Annotated in this window: 17 protein-coding genes; 9 read left to right on the top strand and 8 right to left on the bottom strand. The window is 71.7% G+C overall.

The features are described 5' to 3' along the window. Positions 1-56: 56 nt before the first annotated feature. Positions 57-1577, bottom strand: coding sequence for a lipase maturation factor family protein (locus ACNYC2_RS07460; protein WP_419706412.1), 1521 nt, complete (start codon positions 1575-1577; stop codon positions 57-59). Positions 1578-1814: 237 nt separating this feature from the next. On the opposite strand from ACNYC2_RS07460, the gene ACNYC2_RS07465 reads away from it, so the two are divergent. After that, positions 1815-2180 (top strand): cupin domain-containing protein, encoded by a 366-nt coding sequence (locus ACNYC2_RS07465; protein WP_419706413.1) that lies wholly within the window; start codon positions 1815-1817, stop codon positions 2178-2180. A 45-nt stretch (positions 2181-2225) separates the two neighbouring features. On the opposite strand, the gene ACNYC2_RS07470 is transcribed toward ACNYC2_RS07465, so the two are convergent. From ACNYC2_RS07470 to ACNYC2_RS07480, 3 genes are read right to left on the bottom strand one after another with little or no spacing between them, the layout of a single operon-like run. Next, positions 2226-3185, bottom strand: coding sequence for a TIGR03885 family FMN-dependent LLM class oxidoreductase (locus tag ACNYC2_RS07470; protein WP_419706414.1), 960 nt, complete (start codon positions 3183-3185; stop codon positions 2226-2228). Beyond that, positions 3182-4876 carry an alpha-amylase family protein gene (locus ACNYC2_RS07475; RefSeq protein ID WP_419706415.1) on the bottom strand — a complete coding sequence of 565 codons (1695 nt, stop codon included), beginning with the start codon at positions 4874-4876 and terminating at the stop codon, positions 3182-3184. Before ACNYC2_RS07475 ends, ACNYC2_RS07470 begins: the two co-directional genes overlap by 4 nt. Positions 4877-4884: 8 nt before the next feature. After that, positions 4885-5100, bottom strand: coding sequence for a hypothetical protein (locus ACNYC2_RS07480; RefSeq protein ID WP_419706416.1), 216 nt, complete (start codon positions 5098-5100; stop codon positions 4885-4887). 130 nt (positions 5101-5230) lie between these two features. Here ACNYC2_RS07480 and ACNYC2_RS07485 point away from each other — a divergent pair, with 130 nt between their 5' ends. From ACNYC2_RS07485 to ACNYC2_RS07495, 3 genes are read left to right on the top strand one after another with little or no spacing between them, the layout of a single operon-like run. Next, positions 5231-5881, top strand: coding sequence for a cytochrome b (locus tag ACNYC2_RS07485; protein WP_419706417.1), 651 nt, complete (start codon positions 5231-5233; stop codon positions 5879-5881). Positions 5882-5930: 49 nt separating this feature from the next. Further along, positions 5931-7454, top strand: coding sequence for a peptide MFS transporter (locus tag ACNYC2_RS07490; protein ID WP_419706418.1), 1524 nt, complete (start codon positions 5931-5933; stop codon positions 7452-7454). A 24-nt stretch (positions 7455-7478) separates the two neighbouring features. Further along, positions 7479-8534 (top strand): LacI family DNA-binding transcriptional regulator, encoded by a 1056-nt coding sequence (locus tag ACNYC2_RS07495; protein ID WP_419706419.1) that lies wholly within the window; start codon positions 7479-7481, stop codon positions 8532-8534. A 97-nt stretch (positions 8535-8631) separates the two neighbouring features. Here the strand turns inward: ACNYC2_RS07495 and bglS are convergent, their stop codons facing one another. Together bglS and ACNYC2_RS07505 are read right to left on the bottom strand one after the other, a co-directional pair. Then, positions 8632-9444 carry a beta-glucanase gene (gene bglS, locus ACNYC2_RS07500; protein ID WP_419706420.1) on the bottom strand — a complete coding sequence of 271 codons (813 nt, stop codon included), beginning with the start codon at positions 9442-9444 and terminating at the stop codon, positions 8632-8634. A 50-nt stretch (positions 9445-9494) separates the two neighbouring features. Further along, positions 9495-10790: a glycoside hydrolase family 6 protein gene (locus tag ACNYC2_RS07505; RefSeq protein ID WP_419706421.1), complete on the bottom strand. Its 1296-nt coding sequence runs from the start codon at positions 10788-10790 to the stop codon at positions 9495-9497. Between the two features lie 286 nt (positions 10791-11076). Between ACNYC2_RS07505 and ACNYC2_RS07510 the strand changes: the two genes are divergently transcribed. After that, positions 11077-12003 (top strand): aminoglycoside phosphotransferase family protein, encoded by a 927-nt coding sequence (locus tag ACNYC2_RS07510; protein ID WP_419706422.1) that lies wholly within the window; start codon positions 11077-11079, stop codon positions 12001-12003. 69 nt (positions 12004-12072) lie between these two features. Continuing rightward, a complete protein-coding gene (locus tag ACNYC2_RS07515; protein ID WP_419706423.1) occupies positions 12073-12798 on the top strand; it encodes a glutamine amidotransferase in 726 nt (241 codons plus the stop codon). Here the strand turns inward: ACNYC2_RS07515 and putP are convergent. Together putP and ilvD are read right to left on the bottom strand one after the other, a co-directional pair. After that, on the bottom strand, positions 12788-14290 hold the full coding sequence (gene putP, locus ACNYC2_RS07520) for a sodium/proline symporter PutP (RefSeq protein WP_419706424.1): 1503 nt from the start codon (positions 14288-14290) through the stop codon (positions 12788-12790). The genes ACNYC2_RS07515 and putP overlap by 11 nt on opposite strands. Before the next feature lie 171 nt (positions 14291-14461). Next, positions 14462-16171: a dihydroxy-acid dehydratase gene (gene ilvD / locus ACNYC2_RS07525; RefSeq protein WP_419706425.1), complete on the bottom strand. Its 1710-nt coding sequence runs from the start codon at positions 16169-16171 to the stop codon at positions 14462-14464. Positions 16172-16248: 77 nt separating this feature from the next. Between ilvD and ACNYC2_RS07530 the strand changes: the two genes are divergently transcribed. The 3 genes from ACNYC2_RS07530 to ACNYC2_RS07540 all read left to right on the top strand — a co-directional run bounded on the left by ACNYC2_RS07530 (position 16249) and on the right by ACNYC2_RS07540 (position 19238). Further along, positions 16249-17283 carry a TerC/Alx family metal homeostasis membrane protein gene (locus ACNYC2_RS07530; RefSeq protein WP_419706426.1) on the top strand — a complete coding sequence of 345 codons (1035 nt, stop codon included), beginning with the start codon at positions 16249-16251 and terminating at the stop codon, positions 17281-17283. A gap of 102 nt (positions 17284-17385) precedes the next feature. After that, on the top strand, positions 17386-18231 hold the full coding sequence (locus ACNYC2_RS07535) for an SDR family NAD(P)-dependent oxidoreductase (RefSeq protein ID WP_419706427.1): 846 nt from the start codon (positions 17386-17388) through the stop codon (positions 18229-18231). Positions 18232-18248: 17 nt separating this feature from the next. After that, positions 18249-19238: an aldo/keto reductase gene (locus ACNYC2_RS07540; RefSeq protein WP_419706428.1), complete on the top strand. Its 990-nt coding sequence runs from the start codon at positions 18249-18251 to the stop codon at positions 19236-19238. The last annotated feature ends 21 nt before the right edge of the window (positions 19239-19259 follow it).

Genomic DNA, 19259 nt, shown 5'->3' on the forward strand with positions numbered 1-19259 from the left:
CGGTCGTACACGGAGGCGCTCGTCAGACAGCGGCGCTCGTCACCCGGCGGCGGTCGTCACGCGACCGGCAGGCGCACCGGGTCCACCGCGAGCTGGAGCCGCTCCCTGACCCACCAGTCGCCGGTGCGGCGCCGCTCCTCCGGCGTCGTGTACCGGTAGCGGTGCAGGACCGCCCGGACGGCGCGCGGTCGCCGGCCGTCGAACGGGTCGTGGCGCAGCAGCCGCAGGGTCTCGGGGTCGGCCTCCAGCAGCCGGCGCAGGAACACCGTGAACCACCGCGCGGAGTGGCCGAGCGGCAGGAACCACATGAGCCAGTCCAGGCGCAGGTGATAGGGCGCGACCTGCGGCGGACGTCGGCCGACCGGTCCGGGCTTGGCGCGGAACTCGTACTCGACCCAGTCGTCGGGGCCGGGGTCGTCCGCGAGGGTGCCCTCCACGGTGATCTCGTCGCGCCGCCGGGTGATCGACCCGAACGCCCCGTAGGCATTGACCAGCCGAAACGGCTCGAAGCTCGCGTTCATCCGCTGGTTGCGGGAGGCGAGGTTGAGGGCCGGCCGGACCGACAGCGCCAGGAGCAGCAGGGCCACGGCGCTGACCACGACCAGGAAGTCGAGTGGCGCGGCGGGCGCGGCGGCAGCCCCGGCGGACGTCGCAGCCCCGGCGGACGACGACGCTGCCGCCCCGCCGTCGCCGGGCAGCCCGAGCAGGCCGAGCAGGCCGCCCAGCCAGGCCCACGTGCCGTCGTCGACCACGCCGAGCGACAGGACGATGGTGGCCCAGTTGAGCCAGGCGAAGTTGCCGGTCAGCACCAGCCAGCCCTGGGTGAGGACGAACGCCAGGGCGGCGACCGACGGGAACGGCTGCGGGAGCAGCAGGAGCCACGGCAGGAGCAGCTGGGTGACGTGGCTGCCGGCGACCTCGAACCGGTGCCACCAGCGTGGCAGGTGGTGGGCGTGCCAGGAGAACGGGCCGGGCAGCGGCTGCGTCTCGTGGTGGTAGTTGAGGGCGGTGAGGTCGCGCCAGGCGGTGTCGCCGCGCCACTTGATCAGGCCGGCGCCGAGCTCCAGCCGGAACAGCAGCCAGCGCACCGCGAAGATCATCAGGAGGGGCGTGCCCACGGCGTCGGACCCGAGGAATGCCGCGAGGAATCCCGCCTCGCACAGCAGGGTCTCCCAGCCGAAGGCGTAGAAGGTCTGCCCCACGTTCACGAGCGACAGGTAGAGCCACCACAGCGCGAGGAACACGAGCGCGGGCACCCACCAGGGCCCGGCCTGCGGCAGTCCGACGACGACGCTCGCCCCCAGCAGCATGCCGCACCAGGCGACCGCCACGAGCAGCCGGTCGGAGTAGCGCAGGCCGCGCAGCCGGAACAGGGAGGGCCCGTCGCGCCAGTGCGTGCGCGCGACATACCTCGGCACGGGCTGGAAGCCGCGTTCCCCGAGCAGCGGCCGGAACTGACGCAGCGCGCCGAGGAAGGCGAGCGCGTACAGCGCGCCGAAGCCACGCTGGAGCAGCGTGCGCGCCACGTCGTAGTCCGCGCTCGACCACCAGCCGAGCCAGTCGGGCAGCGTGCCCATGTCCCTACGCTATCCGCTGCTCAGCCGCGATGACGGCCGTCGCACAGCCACGGTGACGGTCGAGATGACGGTCGAGATGACGGTCGAGATGACGGCAGCGGTGACGCCCGCCGTGGCCGTGAGATCACCCGGCGGATCGTCGATGGCCAGGATCCTTTACGGGCGGGCGGACGTACCGTGGAAGAACCACGCGGCCATCGACGACCACGCGGTCAACGATGATCGAGGAGGCCCGTCATGTCTGCACTGGAGTCGAAGAGCTTCGACGAACCGGATGAGGTCCGGCCGTTCGCCGCCAAGGGCGAGGTACAGATGGTCACGCTCGCCGACAGCATGGTCAGCAAGGGTCGTTTCGAACCCGGCTGGCGGTGGTCCGAGCACGTGAAGCCGATCGCCGGCACCGAGAGCTGCCAGTCGCCGCACTTCCTGTACGTCATGTCGGGGCGGATGCACGTCGCGATGGACGACGGCACCACCGCCGAGGCAGCCCCGAACCAGGTGGTGCGCATCGAGCCGGGGCACGATGCCTGGGTGGTCGGTGACGAGCCGTGCGTGGTCGTCGACTTCGGGATGTCGCCCGCCTATGCCACGAGCGGGTCCTGAGTCCTGGAGCCGCGCGTTGGGATCCGCGAGTTCGGGACCACGCCGTCAGGCGCGCAGCGCCGGCAGCACGTGCTCGCCGAACGCCTCGATGAAAGCGTCCTGCTGCTTGCCCACGTGGTGCAGGTAGAGGCGGTCGGCTCCGGCGTCGCGCAGGGCGGCCAGGTGCCCCGTCAGCTCGCCGAGGTCGGACGAGACCAGCACGGCGCGCCGCACGTCCGCGATGCCGACGTCCGCGGCGAGGGCGTCGAACTCGGCGGTCGTCGCGGTGTCCGCGGCGACCTCGGGCGGGCCGGTGAGCGTGTGCCATTGGTCCAGCGCCGTCGCCTCGGCCTCCGCCTCGGTGGGCGCCCACGAGAGGTGCACCTGGACGGCGATCTCGCCCTGGCCCCCGGCCTCCCGGTACGTCTCGATCATCTGCCGCAGCTCCGCGACCGGCTTGTTCACGGTGACCAGGCCGTCCGCCCAGGTGGCGTGCCGGCGCGCGGTGGCGACGGTCAGGGCCGGGAGGATCAGCGGCGGCATGGTCTCGGGAAGCGTCCAGAGCCGTGCCTGACGCACGACGACGCGGCCCGTGTGGTCCACCTCCTCGCCGCGCAGGAGCGCCCGGATCACCTGCACGCACTCCGCCAGGCGGGCGTCCCGCTCGGGCTTGGGCGGCCACGGGTCACCGGTCACGTGCTCGTTCAGGTTCTCGCCCGAGGCGAGGGCGACCCAGAGCCGCCCCGGGTACATCGCCCCGAGGGTCGCGATGGCCTGCGCGACGATCACCGGGTGGTAGCGCTGGCCGGGCGCGCACACGGTGCCGAAGGACAGCTCCGTGCCGGCGAGCGCGGCGCCGAGCCAGGACCACGACAGCCCCGACTCGCCCTGCCGCTCGCTCCACGGCGCCACATGGTCGGAGCACATCCCGGCGTCGAAGCCGGCGTCCTGCGCGAGCCGGGCCACGCGCAGTGCTTCCGTCGGGTGGAGCTGCTCGTGGGAGACGTGGAAGCCGATGACGGTCATCGCTTCTTCTCCGGGTTCCCGCCCGCCGGCTCCACCGCCGGGTCGTCCACCGCGCCGCCGTCGACCGTGCGCCGCAGCCACCGGTAGCCGTACCCGGCGACGGGGATGCGCCCGTCGGTCTCGACGGGCGGGTAGTCCTGGTCCACGTGCACGTCGACGTAGCGCGCGAGGCCTGCCGCGAGCGCCGAGGCCTCGTCGGCGGGCAGCTTGGCGACGACGTCCTCGTCCGCGAGGTTCGCGAGCAGGAGGACGCTGGACTCCGCGACCTGGTAGCGCAGCGCCAGCACCGACGGGACGCCCAGGTCCCAGGGTTCCGGGCGGACGCGGCCGAGCTCGCTCAGCCCCAGCCGGGCGCGCACCAGACCGCCCACTCGTTGCAGCAGCGAGCCGTCGCGCACGCTCTGCTCGTCCACGCTCACGTGCTCGGGGCCGTAGGGGCCGGTGACCACGGGAGCCTGGAACCGGTCGGGTGGGGCGTTCGAGAAGCCCGCCGTCGGCGTGCTCGACCACTGCATGGGGGTGCGGACCGCCTCACGCTCCGGCCGGTCGAGGTCGTCGCCCATCCCGATCTCGTCGCCGTACCGCAGTACCGGAGGCCCGGGCATGGAGAGCAGGACGGCGTGCGCCATGGCGAGGCGGCGGGTGTCGCCGTCGAGCATGGGTGCCAGCCGACGGCGGATGCCGCGGCCGTAGACCTGCATCGACTCGTCCGGGGCGAAGGCCTTGAGCACCTCTTGCCGTTCGTCCGCGGTGAGCCGTTCCAGGTCCAGCTCGTCGTTGTTGCGCAACCAGTGCGCGTAGCTGGCGCCGTCGGGCGGGGCGGGCTGGTTGCGCAGTGCCCGCTCCATCGGTTCGGCCTGGCCGCGCGCCAGCGCGAGGAAGAGATGGTTGTTGGACCAGAAGTCGAGCAGCATGGTCATGCCCTGGCCGTCCGACCCGAAGTAGTGGGCGTACTCGTCGGGCGCCACGTCCACCTCACCGAGCAGCACGGCTCCCGTGCGCTGCCCGGACACGGCGGTCCGCAGGTCGCGCACGAGCCACTGCCCGTCGGTGTCCGGGCGGGCGGCCCGTGCCCGTTCGAGCATCATCGGGACGGCGTCCACGCGGAACCCCGAGACGCCCATGCGGAGCCAGAACGTGACGATGCGGTACAGCTCGTCACGGACGCGGGGGTTGTCGAGGGCCAGGTCGGGCTCGTGGGAGTAGAAGGCGTGCCGGTAGAACTGCTGCGCCTCGTCGTCCCAGGTCCACGTCTTGGGCTCGACGTCGGGGAACATCGGCTTGATGTCGTCGTTCGGCTCGTCGGCCCAGATGTAGTAGTCGCGGTAGGGCGAGCTCCGGTCACGCCGCGCCTCCTGGAACCAGGGGTGCTGGTCGGAGGTGTGCTGCGTGATCAGCTCGACGAGGACATGCAGGCCGAGGTCCTCGGCGGCCTCGAGCAGGTGGGCCATGTCGGCCAGGTCGCCCAGCCTCGGGTCGATGGCGAGGTGGTCGCTGACGTCGTAGCCGCCGTCACGGAAGGGCGACGTGTAGAAGGGCAGCAGCCACACGCACGTGGCCCCGAGCCCGCGCAGGTAGTGCAGGCGTTCGGTGATGCCGCGCAGGTCGCCCCAGCCGTCGTCGTTGGAGTCGGCGTAGAGGCGGGGGTCGAGCTGATAGATGACGGCGTCCGTGTACCAGGTGGACCGCATGGTCGACCTCAGCTCTCGGGGTGGGCTCGGGGACCGGTGCGGGGGTTCATGGAGCTGGGATCGGCGTCCTGGTCGGTGTCGGTGTCCTGACCGGCGGCCTGACCGGTGTGCTGGCCGGACGCGTCGTCCTCGTCGTTGCCGGCAGCGGCTCCCTCGCGCGGGTTGAGCTGGTCCGGATCGGCGTCGGGGTCCTGGGTGGGGTCGTAGCCGAGCTGTTCGCTCATGGTCGTCTCCTGTTCGGTGGCAACTCCTCTGGCACCGTGCCACGGGTCCCGGTAGCTCGCACTCGCGGTGGCTTTGGGTGGTTATGGGGGTGACTGGACGGCTGAGCGGATCTGCGGTGAGGTAACGCCCATGAGGTGGCGCAACGGTGAGCACGGCTACGGGGTCGTCACGAAGGTCCTGCACTGGTCGACCGTCGCGCTGCTCCTGGCCCAGCTCGCCGTCGGCTACGTGATGGACGACAAGGCCGACGTGCCCGACGTCGACTGCGACCCGCCGGGCGAGGACCGCAGCGGCGGCGACACGTCGGACGCCGAGGAACAGCGCCTCGACGAGCTCGAGGACCGGTGCGAGCAGGCGCAGGACGTCCGCGAGGAGGACGCCGAGGACGCCGTCGGCACCGCCTGGGCCGACCTGTGGTCGGGTGACCTGCCCGGTGACCTGGCCGGGGACCCAGCCGGCGGCCTGACCCTGCCCGGCTGGCACGTCCTGCTCGGGCTGGCGATCGTCGCGATCGGCATCGTGCGTGTCGTCTGGCGCCGCACGACGACGCTGCCGCCCTGGGACCCGCGGCTGACCCGGACCGACCGCAAGGTGCTGCACCGGGCCGAGCAGACCCTGCTCGCGATGCTCTTCGTGGTCCCGGCGACCGGTATCGCGCTGGTGGTCGGCAGCAGCGACCTCGTGCCGCTCCACATCGCCGCGCACCTGTGCTTCTACGCCGCCCTGGCGGTGCACGTCGGCGTCGTCGTCCGGCGTCGCGTCGTCGGCCGCATGCTCTGAGGTTCTGCCCTGAGGTGCGCGCCGCCCGTAACCCCATGACGATCGGGGGATGAGCACCGGATCCCCGACCGAACAGCCTCCCGCCCCCGCGCTCGCGGGCGACCGCCGGTTCTTCGGGCACCCGCTCGGCCTGATGACGCTGTTCACCACCGAGCTGTGGGAACGGTTCAGCTACTACGGGATGCGCGCCATCCTGGTCTACTACCTGACCGACACCATCGCCGACGGCGGCCTCGGGCTCGACCAGACGCTCGGCGAAGCCATCGTCTCGATCTACGGCACAGGCGTCTACCTGCTCTCGGTGGTCGGTGGCTGGCTCGCCGACCGCGTGATCGGCGCACGACGCTCCACGCTCTACGGTGGCGTCGTCATCGCCGCGGGGCACGTCCTGCTGGCGATCCCGGCGGCCGGGTTCTCCTACCTCGGCATCGTGCTGGTCGCGCTCGGCACCGGCCTGCTCAAGCCGAACGTCTCCTCGATGGTCGGCTCGCTCTACCGCCGGGACGACCCCAAGCGCGAGGCCGCGTTCCAGATCTTCTACATGGGCATCAACATCGGCTCGCTGTTCTCGCCGATCGTCGTCGGCGCCGTCCGAGCCGTCTGGGGCTACCACGCCGGGTTCTCCGTCGCCGCGTTCGGCATGGCGTTCGCGCTCGTGTTCTTCGTGCTGGGCCGCAAGAACCTGCACGGAGCGGGCGACGTCGTACCCAACCCCGTCCGGCCCGAGGAGCGCCCCGCCGTCGCGCGGATGTTTGTCGTCATCGCCGCCGCCGTCGGCCTCGTCTACCTCGTGGCGCGGCTCGTGTCGGGGGAGTGGGGCGTGTACGCCCTCATCGACACCCTCAGCTACGTCGCGTTCCTCGCGCCCGTCGCGTTCTTCGTCGTCATGTACCGCTCACCCCGCGTGACCGATGCCGAACGCCCCCGCCTGCTCGCCTACATCCCGCTGTTCGTCGCCGCGATGCTCTTCTTCATGATCTTCGAGCAGGCGGCCACCACGCTCGCGACCTTCGCCGCCGAGCGGACGTCGCGCGAGGTGCTCGGCCTCACCGTCAGCCCCGAGTTCTTCCAGTCCGTGAACCCCGCCTCGATCATCATCCTCGCGCCGGTCTTCGCCTGGCTCTGGGTCCGGACCAAGGACCGCCCGCCCACGCCGTACAAGTTCGCCATCGGCCTGGCGCTCGCGGCGACGTCGTTCCTCGTGCTGGCGGCGGCTTCGGCGATGGCGGGCGACGGCCTGACGCCGGGCTGGGTGCTCGTGTCCGTGTTCGTGATCCAGACGCTCGGCGAGCTGTGCCTGTCGCCCGTGGGCCTGGCCGCGACGACGCTGCTCGCGCCCCGCGCCTACCAGGGGCAGGCGATGGCCCTGTGGTTCCTGGCGCCCGCCGCCGGGCAGGCGATCACCGCGCAGCTCGTCCAGGCCACGGCCGGGGCGTCCGACACCGTGTACTTCGGCGGCATCGGCGTGGTCGCGCTCGTCTTCGCCGGCCTGCTCGCGCTGCTCGGCCCGTGGGTCACACGGCACGTGCGCCTGGCCGACCGCATGGAGGGGGTGCGCACGGCGGGGGACTGAGCGGCGGGCACTAGGCTTGCGCGCATGCTAGACCCCATGACCACCGGCCCGGGCCGAGCGCCGAAGGTGCCCACGCTCGAGGAGGTCGCCCGGCGGGCAGGGGTCTCGCGTTCCGTGGCGTCCCGCGCGATGAACAACGCCCGCAACGTGAGCCCGGCGAAGCGCGAGGCGGTCGCCCGTGCCGCGAGCGAGCTCGGCTACGTCCCGAACGCGACGGCGCGCGCCCTGGCGACGAGCACCGGCGGGTCGGTGGTGCTCGCGATCTCCAACGACGACCCCGCGCTGTTCGGGGACCCGTTCTTCTCGCAGGTGCTCGTGGGTGTGGCCGCGGGGCTGGACCGGTCGGAGCTCGATCTCACGCTCATGCTGGCGTCCTCGGAGCGCGGCCAGGCCCGGCTCGAGCGACTGCTGCGGTCCCGTCGTTCCGACGGGGTGATGCTCATGGCCCTGCGCGGCGACGACCCGCTGAACCGCGTCGCGGCGGCGACCGAGCTGCCGGTCGTCATCGGCGGCCGGCCGCTGCACGGCGAGGCCCGCTGGTACGTCGACGTCGACAACCGGGGCGGCGCCCGCTCCGCCACCGAGCACCTGCTGAGCTCCGGATGCCGGCGCATCGCCACGATCGCGGGCCCCACCGACCTGCAGGCGGCGGTCGCCCGGTACCAGGGGTTCGCGGACGCCATGGCGGTGGGCGGGCAGCCCGCCGACCGGGTGGAGCACGCCGACTTCAGCTTCGAGGACGGCGCCAGGGCGATGGCGCGGCTCCTCGACGCGCACCCTGACATCGACGGCGTCTTCGCGGCGTCGGACAACATGGCCGCGGGCGCCCTGCGCGCCCTCAAGGAGGCCGGGCGCCGCGTCCCCGAGGACGTCGCGGTCGTGGGCTTCGACGACCTGGAGATCGCGCGCCGCACGGAGCCGGCGCTCACCACGGTGAGCCAGCCGATCCGTGGTCTCGGCCAGGAGATGGCGACGATGCTGGTGCGCCTGATCGACGGCGAGTCGCCGACCCCGGTCATCCTGCCCACCCGCCTGGTGGTGCGGGGCTCGGCGCCTGGTGGGGCACCCGGTCACGACTGAGTCAGGTAGGAGACACCGGCGGGAGGGGTTGGGACGTCACCCTCCCGCCGGGCGCTTTCGAGGTCAGTACCCGTTCGAGATCAGTACCTGTTCGAACTCAGTACTGCGTGTACCGGACCCAGTCGTAGGTGGCGGTCTTCTGCCCGGTGTAGTTGAACGGCCCGAGCCAGCTGTCGACCCCGGTCCCCGGCCACAGGTTCATCATGATGCGCTGCGGACGCGTCGGGAGCGCCCCGCGTGAGCCGTTCTCCTCGTGCACCTGGCGACCGTCGACGAACCACTTGATGTTGCCGTTCCGCCACTCGATGGCGTAGTTGTGGTACCCGGCCGCGGCGTCGAAGCCGAGGTTGATGACGGCCTCGTGGTTGCCGGCCCCGCCGGTGAAGTAGTTGGTCTGCATCTGCCAGGTGTTCTTGCCGAGGATCTCGACGTCGATCTCGTCCCACGGCTGACCGTCGCTCGGACCCGTGTAGGTGAAGAACGAGGAGACGAGCCCCGACCCGGACGCCGCCTTCATCCGGACCTCGTAGCGCCCGTAGGAGTACAGCTCGTTGGTGCGGTACTCCCCGGAGGCGTACGGCTTGTTCGAGCAGCCGCCCGGGCACGGGGTGTTGTTCAGGTTCAGGCCCAGGACGCCGCCGCTGTGCCAGACGTGGTCGGCGCGCCAGCCGGCGTTGAACATGCCGCCGTTGCTCCACCCGTCGGCCTTGTTCCAGCGGCCGCCGTTGTGCGAGTCGAAGTTGTCGGTGAAGCTGCCGCCGACCGCGGCGGCCGGGGGCGTCAGTCCCGGCGTCGCCGTGAGCCCGAACAGCAGGCCCAGGGCCAGAGCGGGAGCCAGGCCCAGGAGCCGGCGGCGTGAGCGTGCGGTGGAGCGGTGCTGCGTCATCGTTGATCGCATGGTTGATCGCATGAGTACCTCCATTGGTACCGGTGGGTGACTTGTGGGCTGGTGGTGGGTGTTCAGCTGCCGCCGAGCGGGGGCTGAGCGAGCTCGATCAGCTCGCGTGCCTGCTCGGGGAACCACTGGCCGGCGGCCGGGTCGACCATGCCGCGCTCCGGGTCCTCGGGTCCGCCGAGGCCGCGGTAGCACTGGCCGTCGGACTCGCCGGGGATCTTGATCCACAGCAGGGCGTCGACGAGCTCGTTGCCGGTGTCGGTCGTCGGACGCAGGCCCAGGCCGCGGTCCGGCGGGTTGCACCACGTCTCGGCGTCGGGGTAGACGCCGGCCGGCGCGGCCCAGGCCCCGCGGCCGTTGCGGGACGTGTCGATGACGAAGTGCGTGCTGGGTTCGACGCCGCCGAGCGCGGCCTCGTAGCGCGAGTCGATGCCCGCGGTGTTCAGCGCGGGATCCGCCGCCGTCGGGCTCCAGATGCCCTGGTTGGACAGGGTCACGCCGGTCCAGTCGTTCGCGGGGCCGCCGCTCCAGTACTGGTTGCCGCAGCTCGCGTAGTCACCGGGCACCACCTGCGTGGCGTAGGCGATGCACTGGGAGATCCAGGTGCCGTAGGCGGTGCTGTTCTCGGTGAACTCGTAGTTGGACACGTTCAGGAAGAACCCGTCCGCGCGCTGGACGCCCGCCTTGACGAGGCGGTCGGAGGCCTCGCCCACGTTGAGCCAGGACGTGTTCGTCCCGTCGAGGTACACGACGGCGTTCGGCTGCTGCTTCAGGCGGTCGACCGCGTAGTTGAGCATCTCGAAGCGCTCGGCGGAGGCGTCCCGGCCGGTGGTCACGGGGTCGTACTCCGGCGGCTGGCACCGCTCGAGCTGCCCGTCCAGCGTGGTGTACCAGGGGATGACGCCGAGCCCGTCGGGCTCCAGCACGACGGCGACCTCCTCCCGTCCGATCCCGGCCGCGAAGCCGTCGATCCACGCCTTGTACTCGGCGACGCCGAGGGCGCCACCCGCCGAGTAGAGCGCGCAGTCGCGGAACGGGATGTTGTACGCGACCAGCACGGGCACCTTCCGCTCCGTGTGCTTGACCAGCTTGCGGACCTCGCGCTTCACCTCGGCGGGCGTGCCGTCCGTGAACCAGGTGGAGCTGGGCACCCGGCTGAGCTGGAGCGCGTCGAGCTTGGCCTGCCCCCGCAGCTTGCGGGCCGCTTCCTTGGTGGAGCTGTGCGGGTCGTTGTAGATCTGCGTCCCGGGGGAGAGGACGTCGTTGCTCGCCTGGGCGGGGCCGGCGCCGAGCAAGGCCGCGCCGATGGCGCAGACGGTCAGGGCGGCCAGGAGCCGGCGCCGAGAGGTCGGTCGTGTCATGTGGGGGATCTCCCAGGGTCTCTGCGAACGCCTCGTTGCTGTTCGCTTCGGGTGAGCTTCCGCTGCGGTGGACATGCGACTGGAAGATTGTGGAAGCGCTCCCAGTCGCACCATGGTCGGGTCCGTCCGGCGGCTGTGTCAAGGTCTCGCGCGTCGCAGTTCCGTCGCCGTCGGTTGGCCGTCGGTTCGCCCGTCGGACCGTCATCGGATCGACGGCGGATCCGGCGCTTGCCCGGGCTTAGGGTTGCCGGGCGGGCAAGAGGTCCGCATTGCTCAAGGAGCTGGCGTGACATCGGACTTCCTCACCGTCCCCGAACCGTTCGCCGTCCAGACCGTCGAACGCGAGCAGCAGGCCGGGCGCGAGTGGCTCGACCGGCTCCCGGACCTGGTCGAGCAGCTCCTGCGCGAATGGAACCTGACGCTGGCCGGCCTGCCGGTCGCCGGCAACGTCGGCCTGGTGTGGGAGGTCCGCCGTGCGGACGGGACCGCCGCCATGCTGAAGGTGAGCTGGCGTGACGCGGAGACGAGGAACGAGGCGGAGGCCCTGCGCCGCTGGGACGGGCAGGGTGCGGCGCGGCTCATCGAGTCGTCCGGCGCGGCAGGCGCACTGCTGCTCGAACGCCTCGACGCGGGGGCGAGCCTCACCTCCGCCCCCATGAGTGCCGCGATCGAGGTCGCGGCCGAGCTCCTGAGCCTCCTGCACGTCCCGGAGTGGTCGGGCTCGGAGTGGTCGGGCTCGGAATGGTCGGGCTCGGCATGGTCGGGCCTCGACGACGCGCTGGAGCTGGAGTCGCACGCCCCGGAGCCGGGAGAGACGTACCGCGAGCCGATCCGCGAGCTCCGGCCCGACGTCGAGCGCGCCTTCCGCAGCGCGCCCCACGTGCTGCTGCACGGCGACTTCCACTACGAGAACGTGCTCCGGTCGGGAACGTCCTGGAAGGCGATCGATCCCAAGCCGTCGCACGGCCCGGGCGAGTGGGACCTCCTGCCGCTCCTCAGGAATCGCTTCGACGAGTTCCCGCCCGGCCCGCAGCTGCTGCCGGGGATCCGGGACCGCCTCGAGTCCCTGATCGCCGCGACCGGCGCGCATCCCGAGCGGGCCTACCTGTTCGCCCACTACCGGGCGCTCCGGGACGCGGACTACGCCCGCCGGATCAACGACGGCGGATTCGAGGCCGTGGCGACCGCGATCGCGGACGCCACGGCCAGCTAGGCGCCTCGACTCCGTACCAGCCAAGATCCCTACCAGCGAAGACCGGAACCTGACCGAGGAGCCGCACCCATGACTCACCCCATGACGCGCGAGGCGCTCGCGATCCGGCACGTGCCCTTCGAGGACCTCGGGCTGCTCGAACCCCTGCTGCGCGCCCGCGGGTTCCGGACGTCGTACCTGGACGTGCCGGTCGAGCCCCTCACGCCGGAGGCCGCCCTGGAGCCGGACCTCCTGGTCGTGCTCGGCGGCCCGATCGGCGTGTACGAGACGGACGCCTACCCGTTCCTGGCCGCCGAGCGGGAAGCGATCGCGGCGCGGGTCCGGGCCGGGCGCCCGACCCTCGGCGTCTGCCTGGGGGCGCAGCTCGTCGCCGCGGTGCTCGGGGCGGACGTCGTCGCCACCGGTCGCAAGGAGATCGGCTACGCCCCGCTGACCCTGACTGCCGAGGGTCGTGACACAGCGCTGGCGCCGCTGGACGGCGTCCGGGTGCTGCACTGGCACGGCGACCAGTTCGCGATCCCGGAGGGCGCCGTCCGCCTCGCTGAGACACCGGGCTTCCCCAACCAGGCGTTCGCGATCGGCTCGCACGTGCTGGGGCTGCAGTTCCACCTCGAGGCCGACCACACGCAGATCGAGCGGTGGCTGGTGGGCCACGCGCACGAGCTCGCGAGTGCGGGCATCGACCCGGCAGGCATCCGGTCGGACGCCGCCGCGTACGGCCCGGCGCTCGCCGAGGCCGCGCGGCGCACGTTCGACCGGTGGCTCGGCGAGTCGCTCGGCGCCGTCAGGCCTTGACGGTCCGCTTCGCCGACGCGAGGCGGGTCGCCTCGGCGAACTCCGCCCGGACCGCCTCGGACGGCGCGGGCGTGAGCAGGCTGACGACTACCGCGACGAGCCCGCCCAGCACGAAGCCGGGGACCAGCTCGTAGAGCGTGTCCGCGAGCGGGGACCGGCCCCAGGCGAACGCGACGACGGCGCCGACGAGCATGCCGGACAGCGCGCCCCAGCTGGTGAGGCGGCGCCAGTACAGGCTCAGGAGCACCGTCGGCCCGAACGCTGCGCCGAACCCGGCCCACGCGAACCCGACGAGGTCCAGGATCGTGTCGGTGCGGTCGAACGCGATGATCCCGGCGATCACCGCGACGAGCAGGACGCCGGCGCGGCCCAGCATGACCTCGGTACGCGGGGTCATCGCGCGGCCGGTGATCTTGACCAGGTCCTCGACCAGTGCGGACGAGGAGACGATGAGCTGCGACGAGATGGTCGACATGATCGCCGCCAGGACCGCGGCGAGCACGAGGCCCGCGATCAGCGGGTGGAACAGCACCTGCGACAGGAACAGGAACACCGTCTCCGGGTTCTCCAGCGTCTCGTCGTGGATGTTCGTGTAGGCGACGCCGATCAGGCCGGTGACTATCGCGCCGAGCGCGGTGAGCACCATCCAGGTGATGCCGATGCGGCGTCCGGCGACGGCGTCCTGCGGGGAGCGCATGGCCATGAAGCGCACGATGATGTGCGGCTGGCCGAAGTAGCCCAGGCCCCAGGCGGCGGCCGAGACCACGCCGGTGAAGGTGGCGCCGGCCAGGAGCGACAGGTGGTTCGCCGCGTCGCTGGTCTCGGCGGCGAGGATGCCGTCGTGGATCGGGCCCCAGCCCCCGAGGTCGATGAAGGCCACGACGGGCACCGCGACCAGGGCGAGCAGCATCAGGATGCCCTGCGCGACGTCGGTCCAGGTGGCGCCGAGGAAGCCGCCGAACAGCGTGTAGGCGAGCGTCACGCCGCCCACGACCCAGATGCCCGTGGTGTAGTCGAGCCCGAACGAACCCTCGAAGAACGTGCCGCCGGCCACCATGCCGGAGGAGACGTAGAACGTGAAGAACACCAGGATGATGGCGCCCGACGCGACCCGCAGGAAGCGCGACGTGTCGTGCAGCCGGTTCTCGAAGAAGCTCGGGATGGTGATCGAGTTCTTCGCCGTCTCCGTGTAGGCCCGCAGGCGGGGTGCGACGAACTTCCAGTTGAGCCAGGCGCCGATCGTCAGGCCGATGGCGATCCAGGCCTCGACGAGCCCGCTCACGTAGATGGCGCCGGGCAGGCCCATCAGGAGCCAGCCGGACATGTCCGACGCGCCCGCGCTGAGTGCGGCGACGCCCGGGCTGAGCCGCCGTCCGCCGAGCATGTAGTCGTCGAGGTTGTCGTCCGTGCGGCGGAACGCGGCGTAGCCGATACCCAGCATCAGCGCCAGGTACGCGACGATCGCTATCGTCTTCCAGGCCTCGGGGGTCATGGAGGTGCTCCAGTACTTGTTGCGGAAACTACTTGTTGCGGAAACTGCGGGTGAAACTTCAGCCCGGCAGTCTGGCACACAGACGAGACCTACACACTGCACGCGACACGCCGACGGTGCGATGCAGTGTGTAGGTCTCGTTTGCAACAAGCGCGGCCTAGCCGGACCGGGCTACGCCAGCACGGCACCCTTCGACGCCGACTGGACCAGCTTGGTGTACTTGGCGAGCACGCCCCGCGTGTACTTGTGGGGGAGCGGCGCCCAGCCGGCGGCCTCGCGCGCCGCGAGCTCGGCCGGGTCCACGAGGATGTCGAGCGTCTTGGAGGCCACGTCCAGGCGGATGCGGTCGCCGTCGCGCACGAACGCGATGGGCCCGCCGTCGACCGCCTCGGGCGCGATGTGGCCGACGCACAGGCCGGTGGTCCCGCCGGAGAACCGGCCGTCCGTGATGAGCAGGACGTCCTTGCCCAGGCCCGCGCCCTTGATGGCGCCGGTGATGGCGAGCATCTCGCGCATGCCGGGCCCGCCCTTGGGACCCTCGTAGCGGATGACGACGACGTCGCCCGCCTGGATCGTCCCGTCCTCCAGGGCGTCCAGCGCGCTGCGCTCGCGCTCGAACACGCGCGCGGTGCCCTCGAACACGTCGGAGTCGAAGCCCGCGGACTTCACGACGGCGCCCTGCGGCGCGAGCGAGCCGTTCAGGATGGTGATGCCACCGGTCTTGTGGATCGGGTCGTCCATGGCGCGCAGGATCTTGCCGTCCGGGTCCGGCGGGGCGATCTCGGCGAGGTTCTCGGCCATGGTGCGGCCGGTGACCGTCATGACGTCGCCGTGCAGCAGCCCGGCGTCCAGCAGCGCCTTCATCACGACGGGCACGCCGCCGATCCGGTCGACGTCGTTCATGACGTACTGCCCGAAGGGCTTGAGGTCGCCCAGGTGCGGCACGCGGTCGGCGACGCGGGAGAAGTCGTCGAGGGTCAGGTCGACCTCGGCCTCGTAGGCGATGGCGAGCAGGTGCAGCACCGCGTTCGTGGACCCGCCGAACGCCATGACCACGGCGATGGCGTTCTCGAACGCCTCCTTCGTCATGATGTCGCGCGCGGTGATGCCCTTGCGCAGCAGGTTCACCACGGCCTCGCCCGAGCGGTGCGCCCAGGTGTCGCGACGGCGGTCGGCCGACGGCGGCGCCGCGGAGCCCGGCAGCGACATGCCGAGCGCCTCGGCCGCCGACGCCATCGTGTTGGCGGTGTACATGCCGCCGCACGCGCCCTCGCCGGGGCAGATCGCCCGCTCGATCCGGTCGACGTCGCCCTGGCTCATGAGCCCGCGCGAGCACGCCCCGACGGCCTCGAAGGCGTCGATGATCGTCACCTGCTTCTCGGTGCCGTCCTCGAGCTTGACCCAGCCGGGCATGATCGAGCCGGCGTAGAGGAACACGCTGGAGAGGTCGAGACGCGCCGCGGCCATCAGCATGCCGGGCAGCGACTTGTCGCAGCCGGCCAGCAGCACCGAGCCGTCCAGCCGCTCGGCCTGCATGACCGTCTCCACCGAGTCGGCGATGACGTCGCGGGACACGAGCGAGAAGTGCATGCCCTCGTGGCCCATCGAGATGCCGTCGGAGACCGAGATCGTGCCGAACTCCAGCGGGTACCCGCCGGCGGCGTGCACACCCTCCTTGGTGGCCTTCGCGAGCCGGTCGAGCGAGAGGTTGCACGGCGTGATCTCGTTCCACGAGCTCGCGACGCCGACCTGGGGCTTGACCCAGTCCTCGTCGCCCATCCCGACGGCGCGGAGCATCCCGCGCGAGGCGGTGGCCTCCAGGCCGTCGGTCACCGTCCGGGAACGGGGCTTGACGTCGATGGGGCTCTCGGTATTGCTCATGAACTCTCCTCGGGCACAAAGACATTCAGTAGTGGATATTCAACACTGTCAGTCCCGGCAACCAGACGGAGAGACCTTTGCTCGAGATCAGTCCGCTCACGTGGGGCGTGACCATCGGCTTCATCGTCCTGCTGCTGGCGGTGGACCTGGTGCTGGCCGCGGCGCGCCCGCACCACGTCGGCTTCAAGGAGGCTACCGCCTGGTCCGTGTTCTACATCGCGGTAGCCATCGGGTTCGGCGTCTGGTTCGGCCTGCAGTACGGCAGTACCGCGGGCACCGAGTACTTCGCGGGCTACATCATCGAGAAGAGCCTGTCGGTCGACAACCTCTTCGTCTTCGTCATCATCATGAGCACCTTCGCTGTGCCCGACAAGCACCAGCACAAGGTCCTCGTCTTCGGCATCGTGCTCGCGCTGATCATGCGTGCGATCTTCATCGCGCTCGGCGCGTCGCTCATCAGCCTGTTCTCGTTCACGTTCCTGCTGTTCGGGCTGCTGCTGATCTACACGGCGGTGCAGCTGTTCCGGCACCGGAACGAGGACCCGGACATCGAGAGCAACCTGATGGTGCGCGGCGCGCGCCGGTTCCTGCCGGTCAGCGACGACTACATCGGCGGTAGGCTCGTCGCCAAGGTGGACGGCCGCCGGGTCGTCACCCCGCTGTTCATCGTGCTGATCGCCATCGGCAGCGTCGACCTGCTGTTCGCGCTCGACTCGATCCCGGCGGTCTTCGGCGTCACCGAGGAGGCGTACGTCGTCTTCACCGCCAACGCCTTCGCGCTGCTCGGCCTGCGGGCGCTGTTCTTCCTCGTCAAGGGACTGCTCGACCGGCTCGTCTACCTCTCGGCGGGCCTGGCGATCATCCTGGCGTTCATCGGCGTCAAGCTGATCCTGCACTGGGGCCACGTCGACATCGACGAGTCGATCCCGGAGATCCCGACGCCGCTGAGCCTCGGTGTGGTCCTCGGCGTCCTCGCGGTGGTGACCGTCGCGAGCCTGATCAGGACGCGCGGCCTGCCGGACGAGAAGGCCCACGCGGGCTCGCTCACGGCTACGAAGGCCAGGCTGGAGGCCGGGCCGAGGCCCGGGGGCGACCAGGAGCCGCCGCGCTGAGCAGGGTGTCGGCTGCGACAGCCCCTGTGCTATACATCGGACGCTAATACATCTGATGTTTCCGCGCCGGGTTGCCGGAGCGGAGCCGGGGAAGGGTCGCACATGGCGGACGAGACCACAGCAGGGGCATCAGCGGGGGCCGCGCCGGGCAGCGCCGCGCAGGGCAGCGCCACGCAGGGCAGCCCTGGGCAGGGTGAGCTCGCCGGCGTCCGCGCCGTCGTCACCGGGGGAGCGTCGGGCATCGGGGCCGCGATAGTGCGCGCGATGCTCGCGCGCGGCGCGACGGTGACGTCCATCGACCGGGTGGCCGACGGCGTCCCCGCGGGCGCCGGCGCCCAGGTCGCCGACGTGACCGACGACGCGGCGGTACGTGCCGCCGTCGTGGCCGCGGCCGAGGCGATGGGCGGCATCGACGTCGTCGCGAACAACGCCGGGATCGGCGCGCAGGGCACCGTCGCGGACAACGACGACGCGGAGTGGCTGCGTGTCCTGGACGTGAACGTGCTCGGGATCGTCCGCGTGACGCGCGCCGCCCTGCCGTACCTGCGCGAGTCGCCGCACGCCGCCGTCGTGAACACCTGCTCGATCGCCGCGTGGACCGGCCTGCCGAACCGGGCGCTGTACTCGGCGTCCAAGGGGGCGGTGCAGTCGCTCACGCTCGCCATGGCCGCGGACCACGTCCGCGAGGGCATCCGGTTCAACTGCGTCAACCCCGGGACCGCCGACACGCCGTGGGTGAGCCGGCTGCTCGACGCCGCCGCCGACCCGGCCGCCGAGCGGGCGGCGCTGGAGGCCCGCCAGCCCTCGGGTCGGCTCGTCACCGCCGACGAGGTGGCGCACGCCGTCTGCTACCTCGCGAGCCCGTTCGCCGGCGCCACGACGGGCGCGATGCTCGCCGTGGACGGCGGATCCCACGCGCTGCGCACCCGCGCGCCCGAGCAGGGCTGAGCGGAGGAGACCACACCATGGAGACGACGAAGGTGCGCGGCACCCGGGTCCGGCTCACCGCCCTCGGGCTCGGCGCCGCGCCGGCGGGCAACCTGTACCAGGCGATGACCGACGAGGACGCGCACGCGACCTTCGAGGCCGCCTGGGCCGCCGGGATCCGGTACTTCGACACCGCGCCGCACTACGGGCTCGGCCTGTCGGAGCGCCGGCTCGGCGCCTTCCTGCGCACCCGGCCGCGCGACGAGCTGGTGGTGTCCACCAAGGTCGGGCGGCTGCTCGTCCCGTCACCCGAGACCGCGCACCGCAAGGACCCGGACATCTTCGAGGTGCCCGCCGCGACCCGCCGGGTCTGGGACTTCTCGCGCGACGGCGTGCTGCGGTCGCTCGAGGCCAGCCTGGAGCGCACGGGCCTGGACCGGGTGGACGTCGTCTACCTGCACGACCCCGACGAGCACTGGGAGCAGGCCGCGCACGAGGCGCTGCCCGCGCTCGTCGAGCTCCGCGACCAGGGCGTGGTCGGCGCGGTCGGCGCAGGGATGAACCAGTCCGCGATGCTCACGCGGTTCGTCCGCGAGACCGACGTCGACGTCGTCATGTGCGCCGGGCGGTTCACGCTCCTGGAGCAGGCGGCGCTGGCCGACCTGCTGCCCGCGGCGGCCGAGCGGGGCGTCGCTGTGGTGGCCGCCGCCGCGTACAACTCGGGCATCCTCGCGCACGACGCCCCGCCGTCGGACGCCACGTACGACTACGCGCCCGCGGCGGCGGAGCTGCTCGACCGGGCCCGGCGGATCGCCGCCGTCTGCGCCGAGCACGGCGTGACGCTCCCACAGGCGGCGCTTGCCTACGTGCGCACGCACCCGGCGGTCGTGAGCACCGTCGTCGGGCTCGCGACGCCGGAGCAGGCGCGGCAGGCCGGCGAGCGGGCCGCGGTGCGGGTGCCGGCGGAGCTGTGGCGGGCGCTGGCCGATGCGGGCCTGCTTCCGGAGGCGGCGGTTCCCGCTCGCTGACAGTCATCGGTCATCTGATCT

Origin of the sequence: Promicromonospora sp. NFX87 (assembly GCF_048564965.1) — a bacterium.
Taxonomy (GTDB): domain Bacteria; phylum Actinomycetota; class Actinomycetes; order Actinomycetales; family Cellulomonadaceae; genus Promicromonospora.